This is a genomic window from Ruegeria sp. CF1 (assembly GCF_056537445.1).
On the sequence record NZ_JBQFRN010000001.1, the window covers coordinates 871,166 to 896,019 of the forward strand.

The 24,854-nt window shown below is 57.1% G+C and carries 23 protein-coding genes; 9 read left to right on the forward strand and 14 right to left on the reverse strand.

Features of this window, described 5'->3' with window-relative positions; all coding sequences use genetic code 11:
* Positions 1-142: 142 nt before the first annotated feature.
* A complete protein-coding gene (locus tag ACRZ96_RS04375; protein WP_480814260.1) occupies positions 143-2,029 on the forward strand; it encodes a hypothetical protein in 1,887 nt (628 codons plus the stop codon).
* 56 nt (positions 2,030-2,085) lie between these two features.
* Here ACRZ96_RS04375 and hppD read toward each other — a convergent pair whose 3' ends face one another.
* Positions 2,086-3,183, reverse strand: a complete 1,098-nt coding sequence (gene hppD / locus ACRZ96_RS04380; protein WP_170563182.1) for a 4-hydroxyphenylpyruvate dioxygenase — start codon at positions 3,181-3,183, stop codon at positions 2,086-2,088.
* Between the two features lie 99 nt (positions 3,184-3,282).
* Here hppD and ACRZ96_RS04385 point away from each other — a divergent pair, with 99 nt between their 5' ends.
* Positions 3,283-3,786, forward strand: a complete 504-nt coding sequence (locus ACRZ96_RS04385) for an Lrp/AsnC family transcriptional regulator (RefSeq protein ID WP_370644441.1) — start codon at positions 3,283-3,285, stop codon at positions 3,784-3,786.
* 20 nt (positions 3,787-3,806) lie between these two features.
* The gene (locus ACRZ96_RS04390; protein WP_170393396.1) at positions 3,807-5,690 is read left to right on the forward strand and encodes a monovalent cation:proton antiporter-2 (CPA2) family protein; all 1,884 of its coding nucleotides are present in this window, start codon (positions 3,807-3,809) and stop codon (positions 5,688-5,690) included.
* Here ACRZ96_RS04390 and cobT read toward each other — a convergent pair.
* Positions 5,687-6,697, reverse strand: coding sequence for a nicotinate-nucleotide--dimethylbenzimidazole phosphoribosyltransferase (cobT, locus tag ACRZ96_RS04395; RefSeq protein WP_480704553.1), 1,011 nt, complete (start codon positions 6,695-6,697; stop codon positions 5,687-5,689). The genes ACRZ96_RS04390 and cobT overlap by 4 nt on opposite strands.
* 79 nt (positions 6,698-6,776) lie before the next feature.
* Here cobT and cobS point away from each other — a divergent pair, with 79 nt between their 5' ends.
* Positions 6,777-7,541 carry an adenosylcobinamide-GDP ribazoletransferase gene (cobS, locus tag ACRZ96_RS04400; RefSeq protein WP_480771369.1) on the forward strand — a complete coding sequence of 255 codons (765 nt, stop codon included), beginning with the start codon at positions 6,777-6,779 and terminating at the stop codon, positions 7,539-7,541.
* Here the strand turns inward: cobS and ACRZ96_RS04405 are convergent.
* The 6 genes from ACRZ96_RS04405 to ACRZ96_RS04430 form a co-directional block, all read right to left on the reverse strand.
* Positions 7,538-8,299 carry an ion channel gene (locus ACRZ96_RS04405; RefSeq protein ID WP_170406404.1) on the reverse strand — a complete coding sequence of 254 codons (762 nt, stop codon included), beginning with the start codon at positions 8,297-8,299 and terminating at the stop codon, positions 7,538-7,540. The two genes, cobS and ACRZ96_RS04405, sit on opposite strands and share 4 nt — an antisense overlap.
* A 124-nt stretch (positions 8,300-8,423) precedes the next feature.
* On the reverse strand, positions 8,424-8,933 hold the full coding sequence (locus ACRZ96_RS04410; RefSeq protein WP_010439402.1) for a CarD family transcriptional regulator: 510 nt from the start codon (positions 8,931-8,933) through the stop codon (positions 8,424-8,426).
* Positions 8,934-9,217: 284 nt separating this feature from the next.
* Positions 9,218-9,556 (reverse strand): ferredoxin FdxA, encoded by a 339-nt coding sequence (fdxA, locus tag ACRZ96_RS04415; RefSeq protein WP_010439399.1) that lies wholly within the window; start codon positions 9,554-9,556, stop codon positions 9,218-9,220.
* Between the two features lie 65 nt (positions 9,557-9,621).
* Positions 9,622-9,987, reverse strand: a complete 366-nt coding sequence (locus tag ACRZ96_RS04420) for an RNA-binding S4 domain-containing protein (protein ID WP_480704550.1) — start codon at positions 9,985-9,987, stop codon at positions 9,622-9,624.
* A 6-nt stretch (positions 9,988-9,993) separates the two neighbouring features.
* On the reverse strand, positions 9,994-12,810 hold the full coding sequence (locus tag ACRZ96_RS04425) for a helicase-related protein (protein ID WP_480704549.1): 2,817 nt from the start codon (positions 12,808-12,810) through the stop codon (positions 9,994-9,996).
* A gap of 23 nt (positions 12,811-12,833) precedes the next feature.
* A complete protein-coding gene (locus ACRZ96_RS04430) occupies positions 12,834-13,442 on the reverse strand; it encodes a tetratricopeptide repeat protein (RefSeq protein WP_480704548.1) in 609 nt (202 codons plus the stop codon).
* 30 nt (positions 13,443-13,472) lie between these two features.
* Between ACRZ96_RS04430 and ACRZ96_RS04435 the strand changes: the two genes are divergently transcribed.
* The 3 genes from ACRZ96_RS04435 to ACRZ96_RS04445 all read left to right on the forward strand — a co-directional run bounded on the left by ACRZ96_RS04435 (position 13,473) and on the right by ACRZ96_RS04445 (position 16,634).
* A complete protein-coding gene (locus ACRZ96_RS04435) occupies positions 13,473-13,763 on the forward strand; it encodes an SCP2 sterol-binding domain-containing protein (protein WP_170393409.1) in 291 nt (96 codons plus the stop codon).
* Positions 13,763-14,734: an alpha/beta fold hydrolase gene (locus ACRZ96_RS04440; RefSeq protein ID WP_480771367.1), complete on the forward strand. Its 972-nt coding sequence runs from the start codon at positions 13,763-13,765 to the stop codon at positions 14,732-14,734. Before ACRZ96_RS04435 ends, ACRZ96_RS04440 begins: the two co-directional genes overlap by 1 nt.
* 79 nt (positions 14,735-14,813) lie before the next feature.
* A complete protein-coding gene (locus tag ACRZ96_RS04445; RefSeq protein WP_480814261.1) occupies positions 14,814-16,634 on the forward strand; it encodes a M3 family oligoendopeptidase in 1,821 nt (606 codons plus the stop codon).
* Between the two features lie 27 nt (positions 16,635-16,661).
* On the opposite strand, the gene ACRZ96_RS04450 is transcribed toward ACRZ96_RS04445, so the two are convergent.
* The 3 genes from ACRZ96_RS04450 to ACRZ96_RS04460 are packed head-to-tail and all read right to left on the reverse strand — an operon-like array spanning position 16,662 to position 18,871.
* Complete coding sequence (locus ACRZ96_RS04450; RefSeq protein WP_170393415.1) at positions 16,662-17,555, reverse strand: DMT family transporter; 894 nt, start codon at positions 17,553-17,555, stop codon at positions 16,662-16,664.
* A 15-nt stretch (positions 17,556-17,570) separates the two neighbouring features.
* Positions 17,571-17,840: a DksA/TraR family C4-type zinc finger protein gene (locus ACRZ96_RS04455; protein ID WP_010439380.1), complete on the reverse strand. Its 270-nt coding sequence runs from the start codon at positions 17,838-17,840 to the stop codon at positions 17,571-17,573.
* Positions 17,841-17,896: 56 nt separating this feature from the next.
* Entirely contained in the window at positions 17,897-18,871 is a 975-nt protein-coding gene (locus tag ACRZ96_RS04460; protein ID WP_170510509.1) for a Gfo/Idh/MocA family protein, read from the reverse strand.
* A gap of 339 nt (positions 18,872-19,210) precedes the next feature.
* Here ACRZ96_RS04460 and ACRZ96_RS04465 point away from each other — a divergent pair, with 339 nt between their 5' ends.
* Positions 19,211-20,278 (forward strand): fasciclin domain-containing protein, encoded by a 1,068-nt coding sequence (locus tag ACRZ96_RS04465; protein ID WP_480814262.1) that lies wholly within the window; start codon positions 19,211-19,213, stop codon positions 20,276-20,278.
* A 47-nt stretch (positions 20,279-20,325) separates the two neighbouring features.
* On the opposite strand, the gene rpoH is transcribed toward ACRZ96_RS04465, so the two are convergent.
* Both rpoH and ACRZ96_RS04475 read right to left on the reverse strand, forming a co-directional pair.
* Positions 20,326-21,222, reverse strand: coding sequence for an RNA polymerase sigma factor RpoH (rpoH, locus tag ACRZ96_RS04470; protein ID WP_170393423.1), 897 nt, complete (start codon positions 21,220-21,222; stop codon positions 20,326-20,328).
* 147 nt (positions 21,223-21,369) lie between these two features.
* Positions 21,370-22,404, reverse strand: a complete 1,035-nt coding sequence (locus tag ACRZ96_RS04475) for an RluA family pseudouridine synthase (protein WP_170393425.1) — start codon at positions 22,402-22,404, stop codon at positions 21,370-21,372.
* On the opposite strand from ACRZ96_RS04475, the gene ACRZ96_RS04480 reads away from it, so the two are divergent.
* The gene (locus ACRZ96_RS04480; protein WP_480704541.1) at positions 22,403-22,705 is read left to right on the forward strand and encodes a DUF6476 family protein; all 303 of its coding nucleotides are present in this window, start codon (positions 22,403-22,405) and stop codon (positions 22,703-22,705) included. The two genes, ACRZ96_RS04475 and ACRZ96_RS04480, sit on opposite strands and share 2 nt — an antisense overlap.
* Positions 22,706-22,707: 2 nt before the next feature.
* Here the strand turns inward: ACRZ96_RS04480 and ACRZ96_RS04485 are convergent, their stop codons facing one another.
* Positions 22,708-24,708, reverse strand: coding sequence for a tetratricopeptide repeat protein (locus ACRZ96_RS04485; RefSeq protein WP_480704539.1), 2,001 nt, complete (start codon positions 24,706-24,708; stop codon positions 22,708-22,710).
* Between the last annotated feature and the right edge of the window lie 146 nt (positions 24,709-24,854).

Sequence of the window (24,854 nt, forward strand, 5' to 3'; positions counted from 1 at the left end):
CTCTCAAGATGGGTGGTCGGGCCCGTACACGGCAAGGGGGAAACGTGCCTTTTTCTTTCCCTCGGCGAGTTCCTGCTCTAATCTCGGCGGGCAGACATCTAAGCGTTTGCATAAAAGCCGACAATTATGGTTCATCGCGATTATGAAACCCGCCTTTGCGCTGTCATTTTCTGAAAACGGCATTTCCTTGCATCATCAGTCGGATGGAGACTGGTACTGCATTGGAACCGTTCCGTTAGATGCGTCGGATTTCGCGGACCAGATGCAGGCCCTTCGGGATCAAGGATTCGCGCTGGAAAATGACCTGAGTTGCAAGCTTGTGATTCCATCCGATCAGGTGCGCCGCTTGGTTGTCGACACCGATGGTTTGGACACCGATGCAGCGGCGAAAAAGGTCAAGGATACGTTGGCCGCAGCCACGCCCTATGAGCTATCAGAGCTGGCTTATGTCGCGGGCGACGTGGGGACTGAGACCCCGGTTGCCGCTGTGGCCCAGCAAACGCTGGACGAAGCCAGCGCATTTGCCACCGATCATGGCTTTATCCCCGAGGCATTCTGGGTCAGCGCAACCGGCAACGATGCTCTGGACGCGCCATTTCTGGAACTGCCGATCATTGTGGATGAGGACGCTGTGATTGCGGCCCCCAAACCCGTTGATACGCCGGACATACCGGTTCACGCCATCGCTGAAGATGCAGCCCCCCCTGCATTTGAGCCTGCTACCAAAGCACTGCCCTCGTCTGCCAAGACAGGAACGGATTTGAAACGCTTTGCAATTCCTGCGATCGCAGCGTCGGTTGTGGTTGGAATGTTGCTGGGTGTCTGGTCTTACAACAGCTCTGACCCCGAAATTGTCGAAGTGGCCGAACCGTTAGAGCCCGAGCTGCAGCCAGAGCCAGAAATTGCAACTGCAGAACCGCAGGCACAACCCGAACCTCAGGAAACCGAGATCGCAAGCCTCCCACAAGAACCTGAAGTGGCAGAGGAAGAACCGGTGCTCACCCCCACGGACGAGGCCATTCTCGAGGCACTGAAGATTGAACCGGAGCCGGTCGAAGACATCGCTGATCTGCCAGAGATCAGAACCGAGTTTCGTGAGTTTACCGGCACCGCCCCTGTTGAACCTTCAGATCTGGAGCCAGCGCCTGTGGCTGGCGTGGATAATCAATATCTCACATCGGTCGATCGCTCGGACCTGTCGACCGATTCCGTCGCACTACCCGAACTTGCCAGCCTCGACACAGATGCGTCTTTTGAGTCGATCTCTTTGCCAGGCCAAGCGGGGCAGCGGTTCAACCTGGATGAACGCGGACTTGTGACGCCAAGCGCCGAAGGCACACTGAACCCGGCCGGTGTGATGGTTTATCTGGGTCGTCCCGCATCCGTGCCCCCCGAACCCCCAACCAGGTTCGAAACAGAACCCGTTGTCATAGAAGAGGTCGATGAGAGACTCGCAGCGTTTCGCCCACGGCCACGCCCGGAAAATCTGGTGGATCAATTCGAACGCCAGCAACTTGGCGGTCGATCCCGGCAAGAACTGGCCTCGGTCCGGCCCAAGCTGCGGCCCGAGTCTCTGCAAACCCCTCCGCAGGTCGATGAAACCCCGACTGCGCTGGCTGTTGTACGGGTACCCCGTCCAAAAATCAGGCCTGCCAGCATCACGGCGCGCGCGACACGGCAACCTAGTTCTGGGAGTGCAGCGCTGGCCTCGACCGCAAATGTGGCCAGTAATGCCGATGAAGTTGGTTCGTTCCAGCCCAGAACGGTCAATCCCAAAATCCCGTCTTCCGCTTCAGTTGCGAGACAAGCAACCATCGACAACGCGATTAACCTGCGCAAGTTGAACCTAATCGGCGTGTACGGCACCCCGGCAAACCGCCGTGCTTTGGTCCGCCTGCCCAGCGGACGCTATAAAAAGCTGAAGGTGGGCGATCGCATCGACGGAGGTAATGTCATCGCTATCGGCGACAGCGAGTTGCGCTATCAGAAGCGCGGCAAGAACATCACGCTCAAGATGCCGCGCGGGTAAAGAAAAAGCGCCATGTCGGTCAGACACGGCGCTCGGTTGATTTCATTGGTTCATGTTTAGGCTGCCGAGATTTCACCCGACTCGATCTGCTCACGTTCGATCGATTCAAACAGGGCCTTGAAATTGCCTTCACCAAACCCGTCATCCCCTTTACGCTGAATGAACTCAAAGAAGATCGGGCCAATAACTGTTTTCGAAAAGATCTGCAGCAGAATCTTGGTCTCACCGCCATCAACAACGCCTTCGCCGTCGATCAGAATGCCGTGCTTCATCATCCGATGCTTGGGCTCATCATGGCCGGACACACGGTCGTAAGACATGTCATAATAGGCCTCGTTCGGACCGGGCATGAACTTCAGACCCTTCTCGGCAATGGCATCGGTCGAGGCGTAGATGTCGTCGCTGCCCACCGCGATATGCTGGATGCCTTCGCCGTTGTACTTCTTCAGGTAGGAGACGATCTGTCCGGTCTCGCCACGATCTTCATTGATCGGAATGCGGATGCGACCACAAGGTGAAGTCAACGCGCGACTGTAAAGCCCGGTGAACTTACCTTGAATGTCGAAAAAGCGGATTTCACGGAAGTTGAACAGGTCGCCGTAGAATTTGAACCACTTGTCCATGTTGCCCTTGAACACGTTGTGGGTCAGGTGATCGAGATAGTAGAACCCATCGCCGCGCGGTTTTGACTGCTCCAGCCATTCAAATTCCTCGTTGTAGGGCGAAGTGTCGTAATACTGATCGATGAAGTAGATCAGCGAACCACCAATGCCCTTGATCGCCGGAACGTTCATGGTCTTGTCTGCGCCATCATAAGGCTCAGCCCCTTTGGCGATCGCGTGCTCATAAGCCTTCTGAGCATCAACAACGCGCCAGCCCATGGCAGGGGCGCAGGGGCCGTGCTCGGCCACGAATTTGGCTGCAAAACTGTCAGGATCCGCGTTCAGGATGTAGGTTACATCACCCTGTTGCCAAAGCTCGACCTTGGGGGTGTCGCGGTGATAGCCGACATAGTCGAAGCCCATTCGCGCAAACAGGTCTCGCAGCTCTTGCGGCTCGGGGTGTGCGAATTCAACAAACTCAAACCCGTCGGTACCGGCTGGGTTTTCTTCGCTGATGACAGATTTCGGGGCGTTATGCGGGAAAGGACCCATGGCGCGTCTCCTCGGAAAACAGGAATTTCTTTGCTGATTCAAAAATACGCCTTAATGAGTGCTGTTTCTGCGCATTGTTTTCGTATAAACTAAGTTTAGATGCGTACTTTCCGCATATTGATTGCAAATCTTGAGGAAACGCCGCACGTGCTGGATCGGATTGATATCGGAATACTCGCAGCTTTGCAGCGCGACGCGCATCTGACGTCGCAGCAATTGGGTGATGTGCTGAATCTATCCGCCAGTCAGGCGGGCCGTCGCCGACAGCGCCTTGAGGCCGAGGGTTATATCACTGGGTACACCGCACGACTGGACCCGCTGAGGCTGGGGCTACAGGTTCAGGGGTTCATTCAGGTGCATCTGGGCACTCATGGTCCCGAACAATCCGCAGGCTTCGCCCGCATGGTCAACACCCGCCCCGAGATCACCAGCGCCTGGACGATGACAGGTGAGGCAGATTATCTGCTTCACGTCTATTGTGACGACTTATCCGCACTCAATACCTTGCTTCACGAAGTGATCCTGCCGCATCCTGCAGTTGCACGGGTGCAAAGCCAGATCGTGATGGACCAATTGAAACGCGACGCGCCGCTCCCGACCTGAGCGGATTTAAGAGGACAATAATGAACGAGTTCCTTTATCAGGCATCGATCTATCTGGCAGCTGCGGTGATCGCGGTGCCGCTTTCCGCCCGTCTGGGTCTGGGATCGGTGCTGGGTTATCTGGCCGCAGGCATCGCGATTGGACCAATTCTGGGGCTAGTTGGCGCAGAGACCGAAAGCCTACAGCATGTGGCCGAATTCGGCGTCGTGATGATGCTGTTCCTGATCGGGCTCGAGCTTGAGCCCCGTGCCTTGTGGGATATGCGGGACAAATTGTTAGGCTTGGGCGGGCTGCAGGTCGGCCTGTCGACCGCAGCAATCGCAGCTGTGGCGTTCTATGCGGGTCATCAATGGTCGGTGGCGCTGGCGGTTGGATTGACCTTGTCGCTTTCTTCCACGGCAATCGTGCTGCAGACCCTGTCCGAAAAGGGCCTGATGCAAACCAACGGAGGTCGAGCGACCTTCTCGGTCCTGCTGACGCAGGACATTGCCGTAATCCCGATCCTAGCTTTCCTGCCGCTGCTTGCCCTGCCCGCAAGTATCCACATCGAAGATGACGGCTCCATCAGCCGTGGCGTAGGCATAGCCAAAGACGCGGATTATCACGCCAAACTCTCGCTGGTCGAAGGTCTGCCCGGCTGGGCCGTTACGCTTGTCACCATTGGCGCCGTCGCGTTTGTCGTATTGGCCGGCATCTACCTGACCCGCCCACTGTTCCGTTTCATCCACGCCACCCACCTGCGCGAGATGTATACGGCACTGGCGCTAATGATCGTGGTCGGCATCTCATTCCTGATGACCCTTGTGGGCCTGTCGCCCGCTCTTGGCGCGTTTCTGGCCGGAGTGGTTCTGGCCAGTTCGGAGTTTCGACACGAAATGGAAAGCGACCTTGAGCCGTTCAAGGGGCTGTTGCTGGGCCTGTTCTTCATCACCGTGGGCGCTGGGATCGATATCGGGTATTTCTTCGCCGACCCGTTTGACCTGATCGGTTTGGCCTTGCTGGTCATACTGGCCAAGGGGATCATCCTGTTCATCGTCGGGCGCGCCTTCAAGCTGCGCGGGCGCGATCACTGGCTGTTCACGCTGGGTTTGGCCCAGGCCGGTGAATTCGGCTTTGTCTTGTTGGCGTTTTCTACGCAGCAGAACGTGATTCCGCCGGGCTTGTCGCAAAAACTGTTGATGATCATCGCGCTGACCATGTTGATCACACCGCTTCTGTTTATCGTCTACGACGTACTTTCGCGCTTTCTCGGCGAGAGCAATCCGCAGGTTGAACCCGATCAGATCGACGAAAAAGGCCCTGTCATCATCGCCGGGATCGGTCGCTTTGGGCAGATCGTCAACCGGCTGGTACAGGCAAGCGGGTTTAAAACAGTTGTTCTGGACCACGATATCGAAACGATCCAGCTGATGCGACGGTTCGGTGTCAAAGGCTTCCTTGGCGACCCCACTCGCCCCGAATTGCTGCGCGCTGCTGGAATCGAAAAGGCAGCGGTCCTTGTCGCGGCCATGGATGACTACAAACAGGTCACCCGTCTCGTCGGATATGCCCGCCGCCAGCGGCCCGATCTGCACATCATCGCCCGCGCCCGCGACCGCAACCATGTCTATGAACTGTATCAGGCAGGGGCCAACGATATTGTCCGCGAGATGTTCGACGGATCGCTACGCGCGGGCCGCTATGTATTGGAGAACATTGGCCTCAGTGAATACGAGGCCGCACAAGCTGAACAAACCTTTTATCACCACGACCGGGGATCGGTGCGCGAGCTTGCAGAACTGTGGATCCCCGGCATGCCCACAGCCGAAAACAAGAAATACATCGAGCGTGCGCGGCAACTGGAAAAAGATCTGGAAACCGCGCTGCTGGAACTGGCCGAGGAACACGCCAAGAAGTCGGCTTAACCGTCCGACACACCCGCTTCAGCGAATGTCGCCATGCCGGAATGGCAAGCAACCGCGCTTTTCAGAATGTTGATCGCCAACGCCCCGCCCGAGCCCTCGCCCAAGCGCAGGCCGAGGGTCAGCAATGGCTCCTTGCCGAGCTTGCCCAGCATCGCGGCATGCGCGCCCTCGGCGCTTTGGTGGCCCGCGATGGTGTGATCAAGCGTTGTTTCCGAAATCTGCGCCAGACAGGCTGCAGCTGCGGTGCAGATGAATCCATCCAGAATTACCGGTATCCGCAATACGCGCGCGGCGGCTATCGCACCCGCCATAGCCGCAATCTCGCGTCCGCCGAGGCACCTTAGAATATGAAGTCCATCGCCCTGACCATGCAGAGCGACGCCTTCCGCAACAACCCTGGTTTTGTTCGCCAGACCTGCATCATCCACACCGGTCCCGCGGCCAGTCCAGTCGGCAGCATCCCCGCCAAATAGCGCGCAAGCGATGGCGGCAGCCGGCGTGGTATTTCCGATCCCCATCTCTCCAACAACCAGCAGATCGGCCTGCGGATCAACCGCCTGCCATCCTGTGCGCAGTGCGCTTAGAAATTCCTCTTCGCTCATCGCGGGGGCTTGGGTAAAATCTGCGGTCGGACGGTCCAGCTCCAGCGCGTGCACGTCCATCTTCGCGCCCGCAGCCTTTGCCAACTGGTTGATCGCCGCGCCGCCATGTTCGAAATTCATGACCATCTGCACCGTCACTTCGGGCGGGAACGCCGAGACACCTTGAGCAGTTACGCCATGGTTGCCCGCAAACACGATGACCTGCGGCGCATCGATCTGAGGCCGCGCATCCCCGCGCCAACCTGCATACCAGATCGCCAGATCCTCAAGCCGCCCCAACGCGCCGGGCGGTTTGGTTAGTTGACCGTTGCGCTCTTCCGCGCCCTGCTTGGCAGCGGTGTCCGGACCGGGTGCGCCGGTCAGCGCATTGCGGAAACTGTTCAAGTCATTGAGTTCGGGCAGCATGGAAAGCCTCGTTGCATCAGAGTGGTTGTGTGTGTTTAACCAATGCTGGCAAAGCAACAAGACCCGGAAAGGCCTGGGAGTGACCAAAAACGACACCGCCCCGTTTTCCCTGTGGGATATCTCGCTGGCTCTGGTCCTTTTGACGCGCCTGCCCCTGCCACGCCTGCCCGATCAAGCGTTCACCCGCCAGTCGCGTGCGGCTTGGGCCTATCCCCTTGCCGGGCTTGTTGTGGGGGCGCTGGCTTGCGGCGTCGCCTGGATTGCAATCTGGGCGCAGCTGCCAACCCTTGCCACCGCCGCCCTGCTGGTCGCCACGTTGATCATCGCAACCGGAGCGATGCACGAAGACGGGCTAGCCGATACGGCCGACGGGCTTTGGGGCGGCTTCACAACCGAACGTCGACTGGAGATCATGAAGGACAGCCATATCGGCACTTACGGCGTACTGGCCCTGTTGCTGGGCCAACTGCTTCGAATTGCTGCTGTCATGGCACTGATCGGTGCGGGTCTGTTGACGGGCATATTGGCCGCCTGCCTGTTCTCACGCGCCATGATGCCCGTGCTGATGCGCGCGCTACCCAACGCTCGCAAATCGGGGCTGAGCCATTCGGTTGGTGCGCCCCCCTTGTCTGCGGTGCTGGCCAGTATCGTGTTGGCTATCGTCCTGTCGCTATTGCTGCTGGGTGGATCAGCCATCACGCCGATGCTCTGCGCCCTACTTGCAGCGGCTTTTGTCGCTCGCATCGCCAAGACCAAGATCGGTGGCCAAACCGGTGATATTCTGGGGGCCACGCAGCAGGTCTCGGAAATCATCTTCCTCCTGGCGCTAACAGCCTCAATCTAAGACGCCCCACCGGTTTCAATGCGCAGCGTCGCGCCACAGTGTTTGCAATGCACAGCATCCGGATCGTGCCGGAACAGGCCGCAGCTTGGGCATTTGTAGCGCACTTTCTGCGGCATGAAGATCGCCTGCGCCAGACGGACAAACAACGCCACGCCAACAACCATGATGAAAACGGAAAACAGCTTTCCCGCTGGTGTGCCCAGCGTGATATCTCCGAACCCCGTTGTCGTCAGGGTCGCCATAGTGAAATAAAGCGCGTCGATATAGGGGGTCTGCGCATCTTCGGGGACGAAAAAGACCAGTACTGCAGTCGAGGTTGCAAAAACAAAGACCATCAGATTGATCGCCGCAATCACCGCGTCCTCGTGGGTTCGGAAGAAAGGACTATCTCGGCGCAAATCCCGCAGCAGATGATAGGAATGGATCAGCCGCAACGCGCGCAATATCCGAAGAAACGCGAGATTGCCGGTCAGGAACGGGTCAAGCAGCAGCGACACGATCACAACGATGTCTGCCATCGTGTAAATCTGGCGCAGCAGTTTCCAGCGGTCTTTGGAAATCCACATCCGCGCGCAGAAATCCATTAGGATGATCAGCCCGACACCCAAACTTGCCGCCGTCAGCCCAGGCCCATGCGGGATATTCGCCGTGGAGACAAAAAAGATGATCGAGGCGATATCGAACAGGATCAGCCCATAGCGAAACCAGACCGAGACCGGCTCGTGGCTGATGTAGAGAAACTTGACGGTTTGCTTCATCATGTCCCCGTATCTTCCTGCAGTTACAGAAAAATACCCGACACACACCACAAGACCAAGCGCCTAGTTGCGAAAAAGGGCCGCCCCGGATATCGGGACGACCCTTAAATTGGCTCGAACGCAATCAGGCTGCGCGTGAGGTCAGAACCTCATCGACCTGTTTGGCAGCCGAAATCTCATCGGCGCCAGAAACTGCGGCCACTTCGCGTGTCAGACGTTCCAGCGCGGCTTCGTACAGCTGACGCTCGGAATAACTCTGCTCGCGCTGGTCGTCGGTGCGGTGCAGGTCGCGGACCACTTCGGCGATCGAGATCAAGTCACCCGAGTTGATCTTTTGCTCGTATTCCTGCGCCCGGCGCGACCACATGGCGCGTTTGACCTTGGCTTTGCCCTTCAGCGTCTTCATTGCCTGACTGATCACATCCGGTGAGCTGAGCGACCGAAGCCCCGATTCAGTGACCTTGTTAGTCGGCACGCGCAGGGTCATTTTGTCTTTTTCAAAAGAAATCACGAACAGCTCAAGCGAGAAGCCTGCAACTTCCTGCTCTTCGATTGACACGATCTGACCTACGCCATGAGCCGGGTAGACGACATAATCGTTCGGGCGGAACTCAAGCTTTTTCGATTTCGACATTCATATTCATCCTTCATTACTGATCGGGATATGAGACGACAAAAGCACCACAGCCGAGGCCCTGCATGGCCCCGTCAGGCGGCTTATTTGTCATAAATTCAGAACTCCAAAGCGAGCATACTTACGGAGCACATCCCAATCACAGTCATCATTCGGTCCCAAGTATATCACAAATTTGCGACACTCAAAAGACCGCGCCAAGGTAAATGGGAAATTCCCTTTCTACCTCAAATAATTAATGCACAGATTGATGCCAAATGAACGGTAACCGGCTGCCGAATCGGTCAACCGCCCTCGCCGGGGGCTTCCGAGAAATATTTCTCCATCTTGCCTTCTTCGCCGTCGCGTTCCTCGGCCTCGGGCAAGGGGTCTTTTTTGGTCACGATCACCGGCCACATTTCCGAATATTTCCGGTTGAATTCGACCCACTGCTCCATCCCCGGCTCGGTATCCGGGCGGATGGCGTCGGCGGGGCATTCGGGTTCGCAGACACCGCAGTCAATGCATTCGTCGGGGTGAATGACCAATGTGTTTTCACCTTCGTAGAAACAATCCACCGGACAAACCTCGACACAGTCGGTGTATTTGCAGCCAATACAGTTTTCGGTGACAACGTAGGTCATGTTGGATTTCCCGTTTGCGCTTTGGCGACTAGCTAATCCAGTCTGACCGCCGCTTCAAGGTCAGATCACCCCTTTGGGATGCGAGAAAGATCAAGCGCGCGTCTTTCTTTCTTGGTTGGACGACCTTTTCCCTCAAACGCAGGATTCTTGGGCGATACGTCCTGCTTTTCGGTCATATCAAAGTACAAAGCTTGCGCCTCGGGGGCCGGACCGCGACGCACGCCAAGCGCTTCGATACGTACAACCCGGACAATACGCCCCTGCGGAAAGGTCAGGACATCTCCGGGTGCCACGGCTTGCGCCGGTTTAAGCACCCGATTTCCGTTAAGACGCACACGGCCGCCGCTGACCTGTTTGGCGGCCAGGCTACGGGTCTTGAAGAACCGCGCCTGCCACAACCATTTGTCGATCCGCAGCTTGGCCTCGGCCATCGCGGATCAGTTGCCGTCCTTCAGACCCATCAACGCTGCCGCAAATGGGTTATCGGGATCGATTGCCTTTTCCTTTTTGGGTGGCCGTGACGAGAAGGTCTTGGCGCCCTGAGGCTTGCCCCCCTTCTTGCCATGCGGCTTGCCCTGAGGTTTACCACGCGGCTTGCCCTTGCCCTGCCCCTGCTCGCGACGCGGACCACGGTTTTGCTGACGTTGGCGCCCCCAAGTGAAGGTGTAGAACACCTCAATTTCGGGCTCATCCGAATTGGACTCTGCTGATTTCTCAGTGGCCGTAGCCTCTGCTGCCGCCTCGGTGCTTTCGGAGGCTTCGGCTGCCGTCTCGGCGGTTATACCGACGTCATCCGCTTCGGCATTTGCGGTCGGTGTCTCATCGACGACGGGTTGTTCCTCAGCTTCCGCCACAGGCTGCTCCGTGGGGACCGGTTTGGCCTTCTCACGTTCGCCGCGTTCGGCCTTGTAACCCAGTCCCTGCATCAGGTCTGCAAACTGTTCCAAGGTCATGCCGGTAATCGACAACATGTCGGGTTTGGCTTCGAACCCACCGCGGCTATCCTCGGACCGCAGCATGTCGGCCAGCCGTTCCAGCATATCGATCCGGATTGAGCGTTCGCCCGCATCGCGGTAGCCGCACATGGTGTCATAGCCCTGCGGCGCGTCCTTGGCGACCGGAACGGTAACCAGACCCGGAGGTGGTGCTTCGGGGAACTCCTGCAAGCCACCGGACAATGCCCAAAGTACCAGACGCAGGCGCGTTGGCGCGGGTTTCAGCAGCAGCGGCATGAAGATGGTGAATTGACCGAACCGGATGCCATGTTTACGCAGTGCACCACGGGCATCCTGATCCAGATCCTTGACCTCTTGCGCGACCTGCGCGCGCGGCAGAACGCCCAGCGCCTCGACCATGCGGAAGGCAAAACCTTTGGCCAGACCGCTCAGCTCCTCATCCCGCGACAGGTTCAGCAGCGGCTCGAACAGGGCTGCCACTTTGCGGTCGATGAAATGCTGCAGGCGGCGCTGAACCTTCTGTTCCACGTCCGGCCCGGCGGCCTCATCGACAAAAACCTCGACTACAGGCTTGAGAGGCTCGGCACCGGCAACAAGTTTGCCCACGGCATACTCGCCCCACATCAGGCCACCCTGATCGGTGAAATCAATTTCGGTATCGGGCGCATTGTAGAAGCGATCGGCACGCAGATGGAATTGCGGCGCGAGTGCCTGCAGAGAGGCTGACTTCAAGGCTTTCGCTTCAGTCCCCTGCGCGCTTTTGTCCGGGGTAAACCGGAACCCTTCCAGACGACCGACGAATTCGCCTTCGACGGTCACTTCACCCTTGTCATTTACTTCGGCCAAAAGGGCCTCCTTCTGTTTGAGCCGGCGCAGCAACACTGACGTGCGCCGGTCCACAAATCGCTGAGTCAAACGGTCGTGAAGAGCGTCCGACAGCCTGTCTTCTACAGTGCGCGTTTCCTCGCGCCAATGGGATTCGTCACGCACCCAACCGTTTCGTTGCGCAACATATGTCCAAGTGCGAATATATGCCAACCTTTTGGACAATGCATCAATGTCGCCATGGGTTTGGTCGATACGGCGGATTTGCCGCGCCATGAAATCATCGGGGATACTTCCGCGCTCATGCAGATGGCCATAGATCACCTCAAGCAGGCTGGCATGTTCGGCATGGCTGATGCCGCGAAAATCGGGGATTCTGCACACATCCCATAGCAATCGGATCGACGGTCCATCGCTGGCACGGGCAACAACTTCGGTGACTTGGGACAGAGATTTCAGGACGTTCAGATCGTCAGCTGGCCGCGCTTTGATCAGATGCTCATTGTCTGGGCTGACCTCAAGCGAGTCGATTAGTGCGTCGATTGAGCCGAACCGCAAAGCGGCATTCCGCCAATTCAACTTTTTCATAGGCGTGAACCGGCTGTCCATAATGGCTTGGGCTACGCCCTCATCCAGCGGCGGAGCCTCGCCCGTCACACCAAACGTGCCATCCGACATTCCGCGCCCGGCCCGTCCTGCGATCTGGGCCAACTCGTTGGGGGCCAGAGGCCGCATTCGGCGGCCATCAAACTTGGTCAGAGATGAGAACGCCACATGGTTCACATCCAGGTTCAACCCCATACCGATGGCATCCGTAGCCACCAGATAATCAACCTCACCGTTTTGATAGAGGTCAACCTGCGCATTCCGCGTGCGAGGGCTGAGCGCCCCCATGACGACCGCAGCCCCGCCCTTTTGGCGACGAAGCAGCTCGGCGATGGCATAGACGTTATCGACCGAGAATCCGACGATCGCACTGCGCGCAGGCATTCGGCTGATCTTTTTCGAACCGGAATAGACCAGCTGAGACATCCGTTCACGCCGGATGAACTGCGCTTCGGGCACAAGGGCCGCGATGGGGCCGCGCATGGTGTCAGAGCCGAGAAACAGCGTTTCATTGGTGCCGCGCGACCGCAACAGGCGATCAGTAAAGACATGGCCGCGTTCGGGATCCACGCAAAGCTGAATTTCGTCAATCGCTACAAAATCAGTGCCCATGCCTTCTGGCATCGCCTCAACTGTACAGACCCAGTATTGGGTGCGCGGCGGTACGATCCGTTCCTCGCCTGTCACCAGCGCCACAACAGACGGACCGCGAATAGCGACAATCTTGTCATAGACCTCGCGCGCGAGCAGCCGCAGCGGCAGACCGATGACACCGGTCCGGTACCCCAGCATACGTTCAATCGCGTAGTGAGTTTTACCTGTGTTCGTCGGGCCAAGTACGGCCACGATTCGGGATGACCCGCTCACCTTTGCCCCCTGCGCCCTGAGACTTACAGCGCCTTGCCTTCAACCTGAGGCTTCAGCCGATTCACGGCATTGGTTACTTCTTCATGATGGGGATGTATAGACAGGGCACGTGAATAGGCCTCAAGCGCTTGTTCTGGCTTGCCCACGATCTCAAAAATGAGGCCAAGGCCGTAAATAGCGTCGTAGTTGTTCGGATTCAGGGTCAATGCCTGTTCAAGATCCGCCGCAGCCATGCCAAACATGTCAATGCCGAAGAAAACCGAAGCGCGCACATGCCAACCCTCGGCAAATTCGGGTGCGTGATCGGTAAGCGCCGTCAAATGATCAAGCGCGGCCTCGACATCCCCGTCATCCAGCGCTTCGCGTCCGCGTTCCAACAGCAAATCCGCTGAAGCCGAACCTGATTGTGACCACAGCGCCTGCAATTGCCGATCCAATCCGATGGCCTGTTCGGGCGTCGATTGTGCCAGTTGCTGCAACAGTGATGCCTCGTCCCGCGAATCCGCCTGCTGCGCGATGCAACTGGTGGAAAACGTGACTATGACGGCAAGTGCCGCGACGGTACGTTTGAGATTGGTGATTGCAATACCCATAACAATGGTCAGTGTAGCGTAGCGACCGGGGATGTCCATTCACGGCGCATGAACAATATGAGGAAGACCATGAGCGATATTCTGGAAAAAGCCGCGGCGGCATTGAATGAGAAACTGTCGGGCGGCGATTTCGATGCGTCAGCCAAATTTGCCATTGCCGATCTGGGTTCTATCATTCTGGATGCAAGCGGTGCGCGGGTAAGCGACGAAGATGCTGATGTGACCCTCAGCGCCGATGCGGACACCTTTGAACAGATTCTCAGCGGCGACCTGAACCCAACCGGTGCGTTCATGTCCGGCAAGCTGAGCGTTGACGGAGACATGGGTATTGCCATGAAACTCGCCTCGGTGCTGGCCTGATGGAGTTTTCGCCGGCCCCCTTATACGAAGACGTGGCCGGCGGCCCTGCCGATGGTGCGGCGCATTGGCTGATAACCGAAGATGGCAAACGTATCCGCGTGGCACATTGGCTGCCCGGAGGCGATACGCACGGCACGGTGATGCTTTTCCCCGGTCGCACAGAATACATCGAAAAATATGGTGATACCGCCAAGGAATTTGTGAACCGGGGCTTTGCAAGTCTCGCGGTCGATTGGCGCGGGCAAGGGCTTGCAGATCGCCTGCTGGATGATCCGCGGATCGGTCATGTCGAACAATTCACCGATTACCAGCACGACGTTCGCTCAATACTGAAACTGGCCGAAAAACTGGAGTTGCCCAAGCCTTGGTACGTCATAGGCCATTCCATGGGCGGGGCTATCGGGCTTCGCGCCGTTCTGGAGGGGGCTGATTTTGCGGCCTGCGCCTTTACGGGCCCGATGTGGGGGATTTTCTTTACACCAATCATGAAGCCTCTCAGCCAGCTAACTGCCTATTGGGGGCCACGCTTGGGCTTGGGCGAGAAAACACCGCCCACCACCACGCTAGAGAGCTATGTGGCCTCACAGCCCTTCGAAGGAAACGTGCTGACACGCGATCCGGCGATGTACCGAATGATGCAGGATCAGTTGGCCGCACACCCTGAACTTGCTTTGGGTGCACCGTCCACCATCTGGCTGCGCGAGGCGCTGGATGAATGCACCTGGCTGATGGAACAGACCGCGCCCGAGATCCCTGCCCTGACCTTCTTGGGCAGCCACGAACAGATCGTAGACCGCAAGGCCATTCGGACACGTATGGCCAACTGGCCTAGCGGTACTCTGGTCGAGATTCCCAACGGCGAACACGAAGTTCTGATGGAGGCACCCGAGGTGCGCGGGCCAGTCTTTGATCAACTTGCTGCACATTTCGCGGCAGCCGCGGCGAAACCAAAACCCGAGCCCTGTCATTAAGGCCCAAGCCGACAGCTTGCTTGTGATCCGGACGTGCCGCGCCTAAATGTTTGCCAACGCAGTTTATTCGAGGTGTTCCATGCGCGACCTTCCCTTTCCCGTCCGTGATGCAAATGCAGGCGGCGGTGCCGATGATCTGGGCAATTTGCCGGAATGGGATCTGACGGACCTCTATGCCTCGGAAGATGCACCCGAACTGGCCCGCGATCTGGACTGGTTGGAGGGCGAATGTGCGTCCTTTGCCACTGATTATGAGGGTAAGCTGGCCGAATTGGACGCAGCTGGCCTACTGACCTGCGTGCTGCGCAACGAAAAGATCAACGCCATCGCCGGGCGGATCATGTCCTTTGCCGGATTGCGCTATTACCAACTGACCACCGACGCGGATCGCGCCAAGTTCCTTTCTGACATGCAGGAGAAGATCACCGTCTTCACCACGCCTCTGGTGTTCTTCACGCTGGAACTGAATCGCATCGACGATGACGCGCTGGCTGCTCATTTTGCCGCCAATGCCGATCTGGCGCGATACGAGCCCGTGTTCCGTCGCATTCGCGCGATGAAACCCTATCAACTGTCTGATGAGTTGGAAAAATTCCTGCACGACCTCGGCGTTGTCGGCGACGCGTGGGAACGCCTATTCGACGAAACAATCGCGGGCCTGACCTTCACCGTCGATGGTGAAGAGCTGAACATCGAAGGTACGCTGAACCTGCTGACCGAGCAGGATCGCGCCAAGCGTGAAGCCGCAGCGCGCGAACTCGCCAACGTTTTCCAAAGCAACATCAAAACCTTCGCGCGCGTTCATAACACGCAGGCCAAAGAAAAAGAGATCGTTGATCGCTGGCGCAAAATGCCATCTGCCCAGACCGGTCGTCACCTGTCGAACGATGTCGAGCCCGAAGTGGTCGAAGCCCTGCGCGAGGCCGTTGTGGCCGCCTACCCCAAGCTGAGCCATCGTTACTACGAACTGAAACGCAAATGGCTTGGTCTGGACGTGATGCAAGTGTGGGACCGTAATGCTCCGTTGCCGATGGAGGACACTCGCATCGTCGATTGGTTCGAGGCCGAGAAGACGGTGATGGACGCCTATAACGCGTTTGATCCTCGGATGGGTGAGATCGCAGCTCCCTTCTTCTCGAAGGGTTGGATCGATGCGGCCGTGAAGCCCGGCAAAGCGCCTGGCGCCTTTGCGCATCCCACCGTGACCGAAGTTCATCCCTACGTGATGCTCAACTATCTGGGCAAACCGCGCGATGTGATGACCTTGGCGCATGAATTGGGCCACGGCGTGCATCAGGTATTGGCCGCCGATCAGGGCGAGATGCTTTCATCAACCCCGCTGACCTTGGCCGAAACTGCTTCGGTCTTTGGTGAAATGCTGACCTTCCGCAAAATGCTGGATCAGGCCGAGACAGCGGAACAGCGAAAGGTGCTTCTGGCCGGTAAGGTCGAGGACATGATCAACACAGTCGTCCGCCAGATCGCCTTCTATGACTTTGAATGCAAACTGCACGCCGCCCGTCGTGAGGGCGAGCTGACACCAGACGACATCAACGCCCTTTGGATGAGCGTTCAGGCTGAAAGCCTTGGCCCCGCATTCGAATTCATGGACGGGTACAAGACCTTCTGGGCCTATATCCCGCACTTCGTCCACTCACCGTTCTACGTCTATGCCTATGCGTTTGGCGACGGCTTGGTGAACGCGCTCTATTCGGTTTACGAAAGCGGTGCGGACGGGTTCGAGGACAAGTATTTCGAAATGCTGCGGGCTGGTGGCTCCAAGCACCACAAAGAGCTTCTGGCCCCGTTCGGACTGGACGCCAGCGACCCTGAGTTCTGGGACAAAGGCCTGTCGATGATCTCGGGCTTTATTGACGAACTGGAAGCGATGGAAAGCTAAAGTTGAAAGGCAGCCTGTATGGCTGCCTCATTTCTCTTTGGCTGATTTCATCGTCGTCACGAAAATGGCCGTGACAATCAATACCGCGCCAACAATCGAAAGCGGTGTGATCGTTGCGCCCAGAAACAGTGCCGAGTTGACAAAGGTAAATACAACCGAGGCGGCGAATAGCAACGTCGCCGTCAATGTCGACACGCGGGCGGCGGCCTCGTACCAAAGATAATAGGCAAGCGCGGTGGGTAAAACGCCCAGAAGGATCAAGAAGATCACGTCGTTTGCGGTCGGCATCTGAATAGAAAAAGCCGCCAGTGGCACCAGCAAAACGCCCGAACACAAAAAGATGCCAAACAGGAAGTTCAACCTTTCGGCAGTGGTCTCAGATGACTGCATCGCGCGGCTGCTGGAAATCAGGAACACCGCCCAGCTAAGTCCCGCCCCGATTTCCATCAGATCGCCCAGCAGGGGCTCTCCCCCGCCTTGAAAATCCCGATAGACGGTTAGAAACACACCGAGGATCGCCAGCAGGGTTGCCAATACATCAGTCCGGCCAACGGTGGTATCCGCGAAGAAATACAGAAATATCAACACGAAGAACGGCGCGGTATTCTCAAGCACCATCGCATTAGCAGCACCTGTATGTTCCAAACCTATGTGGAACAGGATATAGTTCACCACCGTCGACAACACCGCCAGCCGGAAGTTCCAATCCCTGTACTGGATTGAAACCCGTGCGCCCATCACCCGCAGCATGCAGTAAATCGCAAACGCAGCGATGAACAGGCGTGATACGGCAATCTGCAACCCGCCGAGATCGCTGGTCAGGTACCGCACGATGACACTGTGCGTACCCCATAGAAACGCGGCTAGGAACCCAAGAACCAACCCGTTTTGCAGTACTGATCTCTGCGGCTGATCCTTCACCGGGTGCTCCTCGCGTTATTTCAACTGACTGTCTTTCGAACCCCGCCGATTGATCCCGCCGCGGGTCTTGAAGCTGCTGTCACGCTCTTGCTGGCAATCCAGGCACAGCTTTACGCCGGGCAGAGCAAGGCGGCGTTTTTCGGGGATCGGTTCTTCGCATTCAGCACAATGGGTAAGGCTTTCGCCCACAGGTCGCTTTTGTGCCTGCATCCGCGCCAGTTCATCTGAAATCGAAGCTTCGATCTGTTCACTCACCGCGCCATCGCGCGCCCAGCCGCCCGCCATTTAGCCCTCCTGATCCGGTCGGGACAGGATACGCGAGACACCACAGGGGTGGCAAGCTAGAGCGAAACGGCGGCGTCAAAGACCTGATCGATAACCTCTTGTGTGCCCCTCACGAATTCCAACGAACAGGGATATTCAACCCCTTCGCGAACCGATCGGCAGAACGCTTCGACCTGCAATTGATAGTGGTTGTCCGCAGGAAACCGGGGCACCAGAACCTCAAGGCCCGGTCGGTGCAGTTCAACCCGCGCCTCGCCGAACACACGGGCATTGAACGGAGCGGTTAGACGGATCATGCCACCTTCTCCGTGAAACACCATTTCCTGATGTGGATGCATGCGTGTTGAGACGTAGGCGGAATAGGTAAATTCGGGAAACTGCGCGCGTATTTCGGTGAAAACATCCACGTCATTTTCCCACCGGATCGCACCGCTGACCGAGACCGGCTCTTGCCCAGTCGCAAACCGAGCGCTGCCGATGACATACACCCCGATGTCACGCAGCCCGCCCCCACCGGTTTCCGCACGGTTGCGGATGTTGCCCGTGTCCGCCCGGTTGTCATAGCTGAACGCCCCGGTGACATGGACCAGCCGGCCGATCGCTCCGTCCGCGATCAGTTTACGGGTCAGATGCCACTGAGGGTGATGCACGATCATATATGCTTCGGCAGCCAGCAAACCCGTCTGGTCCCTCTTTGCGATCAGCGCGTCAAACTCATCGGCCCGCATGGTCATCGGCTTTTCGCACAGCACATGCTTGCCCGCATCCAGCGCCTTCAGGCTCCATTCGACATGAAGATGGTTTGGCAGCGGGATGTACACCGCCTCAATCTCAGGATCGGCTAGCAATGCCTCATAGCTGTTGTAGACATTCAGATCAGGGCAATATCTGGCAAAGGGCTCGGCCTTGGCCGGATCCGAGGTCGCCAACCCCGCCAGCCGCGCGCCCTCTGCCGCATGGATGGCGGGCGCCATGTGTTGTCGTGCGAATCTGGCTGCACCCAGAACACCCCAATTGACCGGTTTATGCATGCGCGCCCCCTAAAAATTGATGTAACCCGCCCAGGGCGAGCTCAATGTAATTCAGTTCCTGATCTGTCTATCAACCACCTGCCAATAAGTCAGTCCTTTCTCTATCTATTTGAAAATCATACGCCTCGGTAAATTTTTTGATGAGATTAAAAAACCCCGATAACCTTATACTTTATATCGATAATCTAAAATCGATCGGCGTCAAACCTGCCCTCGCAAATCAGTTTTGTTGATCCAGTCTGATACTGCCGCCGTAGCTCAAACATCGACTGAATCATGCTCGGATGGCGCTCTGGCAACATCTGGAGCAACGGCAAACAGGATGGGAGGCTTACTGAAATGCCAGCAACACATACGATTACAGGAACAGTGCTAAAAAGCGGTGATCCCGGAACGTTTGACAGCGACAATCAGGATTTCGACATTCTCCGCGAAGCGGTGATTGCAGCCGGGCTGGCGGAAACGCTGGACAATCCTGAGGCAGAACTGACCGTCTTTGCCCCAAATGACGCTGCTTTTATTACTCTGGCACAAACGCTTGGGTATAAAGGGGATGACGAGGCTGGAGCATTGGGCCACACCATCAAGGCGCTCACCCTGCTTGGCGGCGGAGACCCTATCCCTTTGCTAACCAACATTTTGAAGTATCACGTGGTCGATGGTGAGTTCGACAGCACCACAGTGGTCGGTCTAGGCGACGGGGCTGAAATCCAAACTTTGCTTGGGTCGTCAGTCGAACTGAACCTTGAAAGCGATCCTCCCAGCCTGGGCGATGCCGATCCGGGCATCGACGATCCCGGCTTGATCGCGTTCGACGTGGATGCGTCAAACGGTATCATTCACGTACTTGACGGCGTACTTCTACCCGTCTCGGTGTCGGGCATTCTGGGCAAAAAGAACACGGACTTTATCCTGGGTGACAGCAGCGATGAATTCATCTTTACCGGACGCGGCAAAGACTTTGTTCACGGTGATGGTGGCAATGACGTGATCAACACCGGCTCGGGCAATGATGTGGCGCTTGGCGGTGCCGGGAACGACATAATCTTCGGGGGGCGCGGAAAGGATATTCTGCGTGGCGATGAAGGCCATGACAAAATCTTCGGAGGTCGTGGGAAAGACATCATCGACGGCGGCGAAGGCAATGACAAACTCTTTGGTGGGCGCGGTAAGGATACGTTTGTGTTCGATGAAGGCGACGGTCACGACTGGATTGTCGATTTCCGCGTCGGCAAGGACAAGATCGACCTGTCCGAATACGATGGCATTACCAGCTTTGAGGACATCGAAGACGATATCGACGGAAAGTTCTTCGGGACCAAGATCGAGTTGGACGACGGAGACAGCATCTATCTATCAGGCGTCTGGGCAAGCCACCTGTCCGAGTCCGATTTCATTTTCGCATAACAAAAAAAATCAGCCCGCTCATATGGCGGGCTGATATCTGTCTGGGGTCAGTTTGAACCCAGCATTCCTTTTTCGCGCGCAAGCTCACGCATCTTCTTTTGCAGCTTCTCAAACGCGCGCACTTCGATCTGACGAATACGTTCACGGCTGACATTGTACTGCGTGCTCAGCTCTTCCAGCGTAACAGCCTGGTCCATCAGACGGCGCTGAGTCAGGATGTCTTTCTCGCGATCGTTCAGAACATCCAGCGCAGCAGCGAGCAATTCGCGCCGGGCTTCCAATTCATCGCGCGCCTCGTAGTCACCAGCCTGATCGGCATCTTCATCTTCCAGCCAATCCTGCCACTGCATGGTGCCTTCGCCTTCGGACCCCACGGTCGCGTTCAGCGAAGCATCGCCACCGGACATCCGACGGTTCATGCTGATCACTTCTTCCTCGGTCACTCCGAGGTCTTCTGCAATCTTGGCCACGTTTTCAGGACGCAGATCACCCTCTTCCAGCGCGCCAATGCGTGCCTTTGCTTTACGCAGGTTGAAGAACAGCTTTTTCTGCGCCGATGTTGTACCCAGTTTCACCATCGACCACGACCGAAGGACGTATTCCTGGATCGAAGCGCGGATCCACCACATGGCATAGGTCGCCAGCCGGAAGCCTTTTTCGGGGTCAAACTTCTTGACCGCCTGCATCAAGCCCACATTGGCTTCGGAAATCACCTCGGCCTGCGGCAGGCCATAACCGCGATATCCCATGGCGATCTTGGCCGCCAAGCGCAGATGAGACGTGACCATTTTATGCGCGGCCTCGGTATCCTGTTCCTCGACCCAGCGTTTGGCCAGCATATATTCTTCCTCTGGCTCCAGCAGAGGAAACTTGCGAATCTCCTGCATATAGCGGTTCAGCCCACCCTCGGGTGTCGGCGCTGGAAGATTTGAGTAATTTGCCATTTATTTCTGCCCCTTGGACAAATGTTTAAGCCCTTAACATGGGATATGGGTACCAGACCCGATACATTCAAGAGGATCTGTTAACAGTCTGAGATTAACCCTATGTAAAGGAAAGCTGAAAAGGCCTTTTTCACAAGCCTTTGCAGTTTATTTCAGTGGTTTTCTGAGATTTTCCAGCAGGTCCGCCATATCCTGCGGCAGCGGGGCTTCAAAACGTAATGCCTGGCCCGAAACCGGGTGTTCGAAGCCTAACACTGCTGCGTGCAGAGCTTGGCGGGGGAAAGCCTGCACCACCTCGGCGGCCTCGGGCGTGAATGACCGCGCAGCCAGTTTGCGCTTTCCGCCGTAAACCGGGTCTCCGACAAGCCCGTGGCCGGCATGGGCCATATGGACACGGATTTGATGCGTTCGGCCCGTCTCAAGCCAGCATTCGATCAGAGAGAGGCTGCCCGGCGTTCCAAAAACCTCGACAATCCGTGCGCGCGTTACCGCATGGCGCCCACCGTGAAACAACACAGCCTGCTTTTGTCGATCGGTCTTGTGCCGTGCCAGCTGTGTCGTCAGACGCATGATGTTGCCCGGCTCAAAGCTGACACCCTTGATCCCGCGCAGACGTGGATCATTGGCATCAGGCACGCCATAGCAAATCGCGCGATAATAACGCTCGACACTATGCGCCTCGAACTGAGCGGCCAGCCCGTGATGCGCCGCATCTGACTTGGCCACCACCAGCAATCCGCTGGTCTCCTTATCGATCCGGTGCACGATGCCCGGACGCTTGACGCCGCCCACGCCTGAAAGATCATCACCACAGTGATGCAGCAACGCATTGACCAGCGTCCCGTTCGGCGAGCCCGGTGCCGGATGCACCACCATTCCCGCAGGTTTATTGATCACGATCAGATCGTCATCCTCATAGACGACCTCCAGCGGGATATCTTCGGGACCGATGTGGCTGTCCTCAGCCTCGGCCACGGTGATCCCGATCTGCGCACCTTCGGCAATCTTGGCTTTGGGGTCTTCGACTACCGCACCATCGACAGTCACGGCCCCTTCATTGATCAGTCGGGCCAGCCGGGTGCGCGACAGGTTCACTTCCGCTGGCACATCCCGCGCAAGCGCCTTATCAAGGCGGGGCGGCGGAGCGGCCGCGATATGAAACTCTATCAGGCGGGTGCCCATGACTGTCCCTTCCGAACCTCAGGAACCGCAGGAAACACCGCAGCTTCGACTGCTGCGGCGAATGGTCATGCTGTTGACCGCGGTAATGATTGGCGGGGTTCTAGTGACATTCGCCTTGATTGTCATCCGCCTATCGGACCGAACTCCGACTCTGCCGGATCAGATAGACCTGCCGGATGGTGCAAAGGCCCAGGCCGTGACCATCGGCAACAACTGGTATGCGATCGTGACCGACGACAATCGCATTCTGATCTTCGACAAGACGACCGGAAACCTGCGGCAAGAGGTTACGCTGAACTAGTTTCACGCCTGACCCGAAAGTCTATTCAGTTGATTGGTGAACCGCTTGTGGGGCGGATAAAGGTCGCGCGCTTTCTCAAGATAGGGACGCGCCTTGTTCTTGTTGCCGCGACGCATGTGAATCTGGCCCGCCATGCCCTGAATGACGACGGTGACTTCATCCAGATCGGCAGCTTTCAGAATGAACTTTTCACCCTGACCGGTCTTGCCCGTCCGCTCTAGCAAGCGCCCCATGGCAAACAGAAGAAACGGGCTTTCCGGGTCACAAGCTAGCGCCTCTGACATCGTTCGATGCGCAGCTAAGGTATCGCCTTCTGCTTCGTAAAGTTCGGCCAGCCGCTTTTGGTACAAGGCACTTTCCGGCACACCAGCTACGATCTGGCGGGTTTTATCAATGGCGTGGGCCCCGGACAATTCCCCCAGATGCCTCTGTAGTATCACCCTCGCGCCCAACAATCGCGGGTCGTCTGCTGGTACGTCGTGAACCTCATCGAGTGAGGTTGAAAGCGCTTCCAATCTTTGTTGGTGATCAAAGATACGACTTGCGCGTTGATCCAGCGCCAGCTCGGCCCAGTCCAAGAGTATGAAATCGAAGTTGCAAGGACGCCTGACGACAACCTTACGCTGAACCAGATACAGGTTATTGAACGGTGCAAACCGGCGTTGCCGAACGACCTTCTGCAACGACCAATCCACAGGCGGCATTAGCCTAAGCGCAAGTTGGGCGCGGTAGAGCATTCTGGACCCCAGCACCACAACATCCGGCCGTAAGGGTTTGGACCAGAACGCTTTAGCAAAGTGCAGCGTCGCCGCACCGCGCTTGCCCTGCATGCCAAGAACAGCGCCGCGCAACGCGCACAAAACAGAATAGTCTTCGGGCCAGAGATGCGGGTTCTGCAATCCCTCTTTGGCATGTGCCTCGCTTTCCTGCCACTTCGACAGGTAAAAACAGTTCAGGGATTGCAGAAGTGGCATAAAGGCGTTGTCGGCCCCGGCGTCCAGAATAGGTTTCGCACTATCATACGCCTCTTCGCAGCGATCCTGCGCTGACAGATGTTGCACCGCCTTTGAATAGATATGCGCCGCCTCTGAGGGATTCAGAAAGGCCGATGGCCCCTTCGCAACCCGTTCGATGAACCGCGCATTGGCCGCCTGCATCTCATCCTTGGACAATACATCGCGGAACACTTTACGCTGCTGCCCCGAAATCCGGGCTGCAGCCATTGAAAAGCCAGATATGTGTGGCGCGATCACCTGATCCGCCCGTGACATCGCAAAAAGCTCCAGAAAGTCCCGCTGCGCCCGGGTCAGAGCCAACAGATCAGCGATATCCGACATCTGCATGAGCTCCGGAAACCGTTGCTTGAAACGGCCTATCACCTCTGGCTGATCCGAAAACATGATCACCGTCTGGCCCTTGGATTTCTCCAGATGGGCCTCGTAAAACTCGTCAGGTTCGATCTTGGCGGGCCAGATCGAATGCTTCCATGGTAATCCGTTCAGGATTTCTCCGCGCCGAATGTGGTAAGCCGAAACCCCCTGCCCCGAGAGCTTCTGATCCGCGCGATCCATGATCTGACGAACCTCATCCACAAATCCAACGCTATGTATGAAATCGCGATAGCGGGGACGGATGGTTTCGATATCTTCCCACGGGAAGGCAAATATCTCGCTCGCTTCTTCGACCAGAACCGAACGGCCAGACGCCAAATGGTCGATCAGCCGCTCGGGTGATGGATCGTTTTGGAAGGCCCAAATTGGCAGAGCGGTCGCGCTTATCGTGTCGAACTCTGCCTGATCAAGGAAATGCGCATCCATCCAGTCTTTGGTGAATAACTCCTCGGGATGATCCAACTCCGGCGCATCGGCGCCTTGCGGGAACCAGTTCACCCGGTAGTCTGTCCCAAAGTCTTCGGCCAGACGGATACAGGTCAGGATCATCAGCAGGCGCGCGCCCAAACAATCCGTACGCTGACCAATGAAAACGCCACGCGTTTGGATCATTGCGCGATCCGGGTGGTCAATGCCCTGCCAACTATTCCAATTATCTGATACATACAGACATTCCCAAACCACGTTCGCCTAAGGTCTTACACAACCGCTACAGTTGAGGCGAGATGTGAAAAACGCGCTGTTTCGCAATTTGTTGC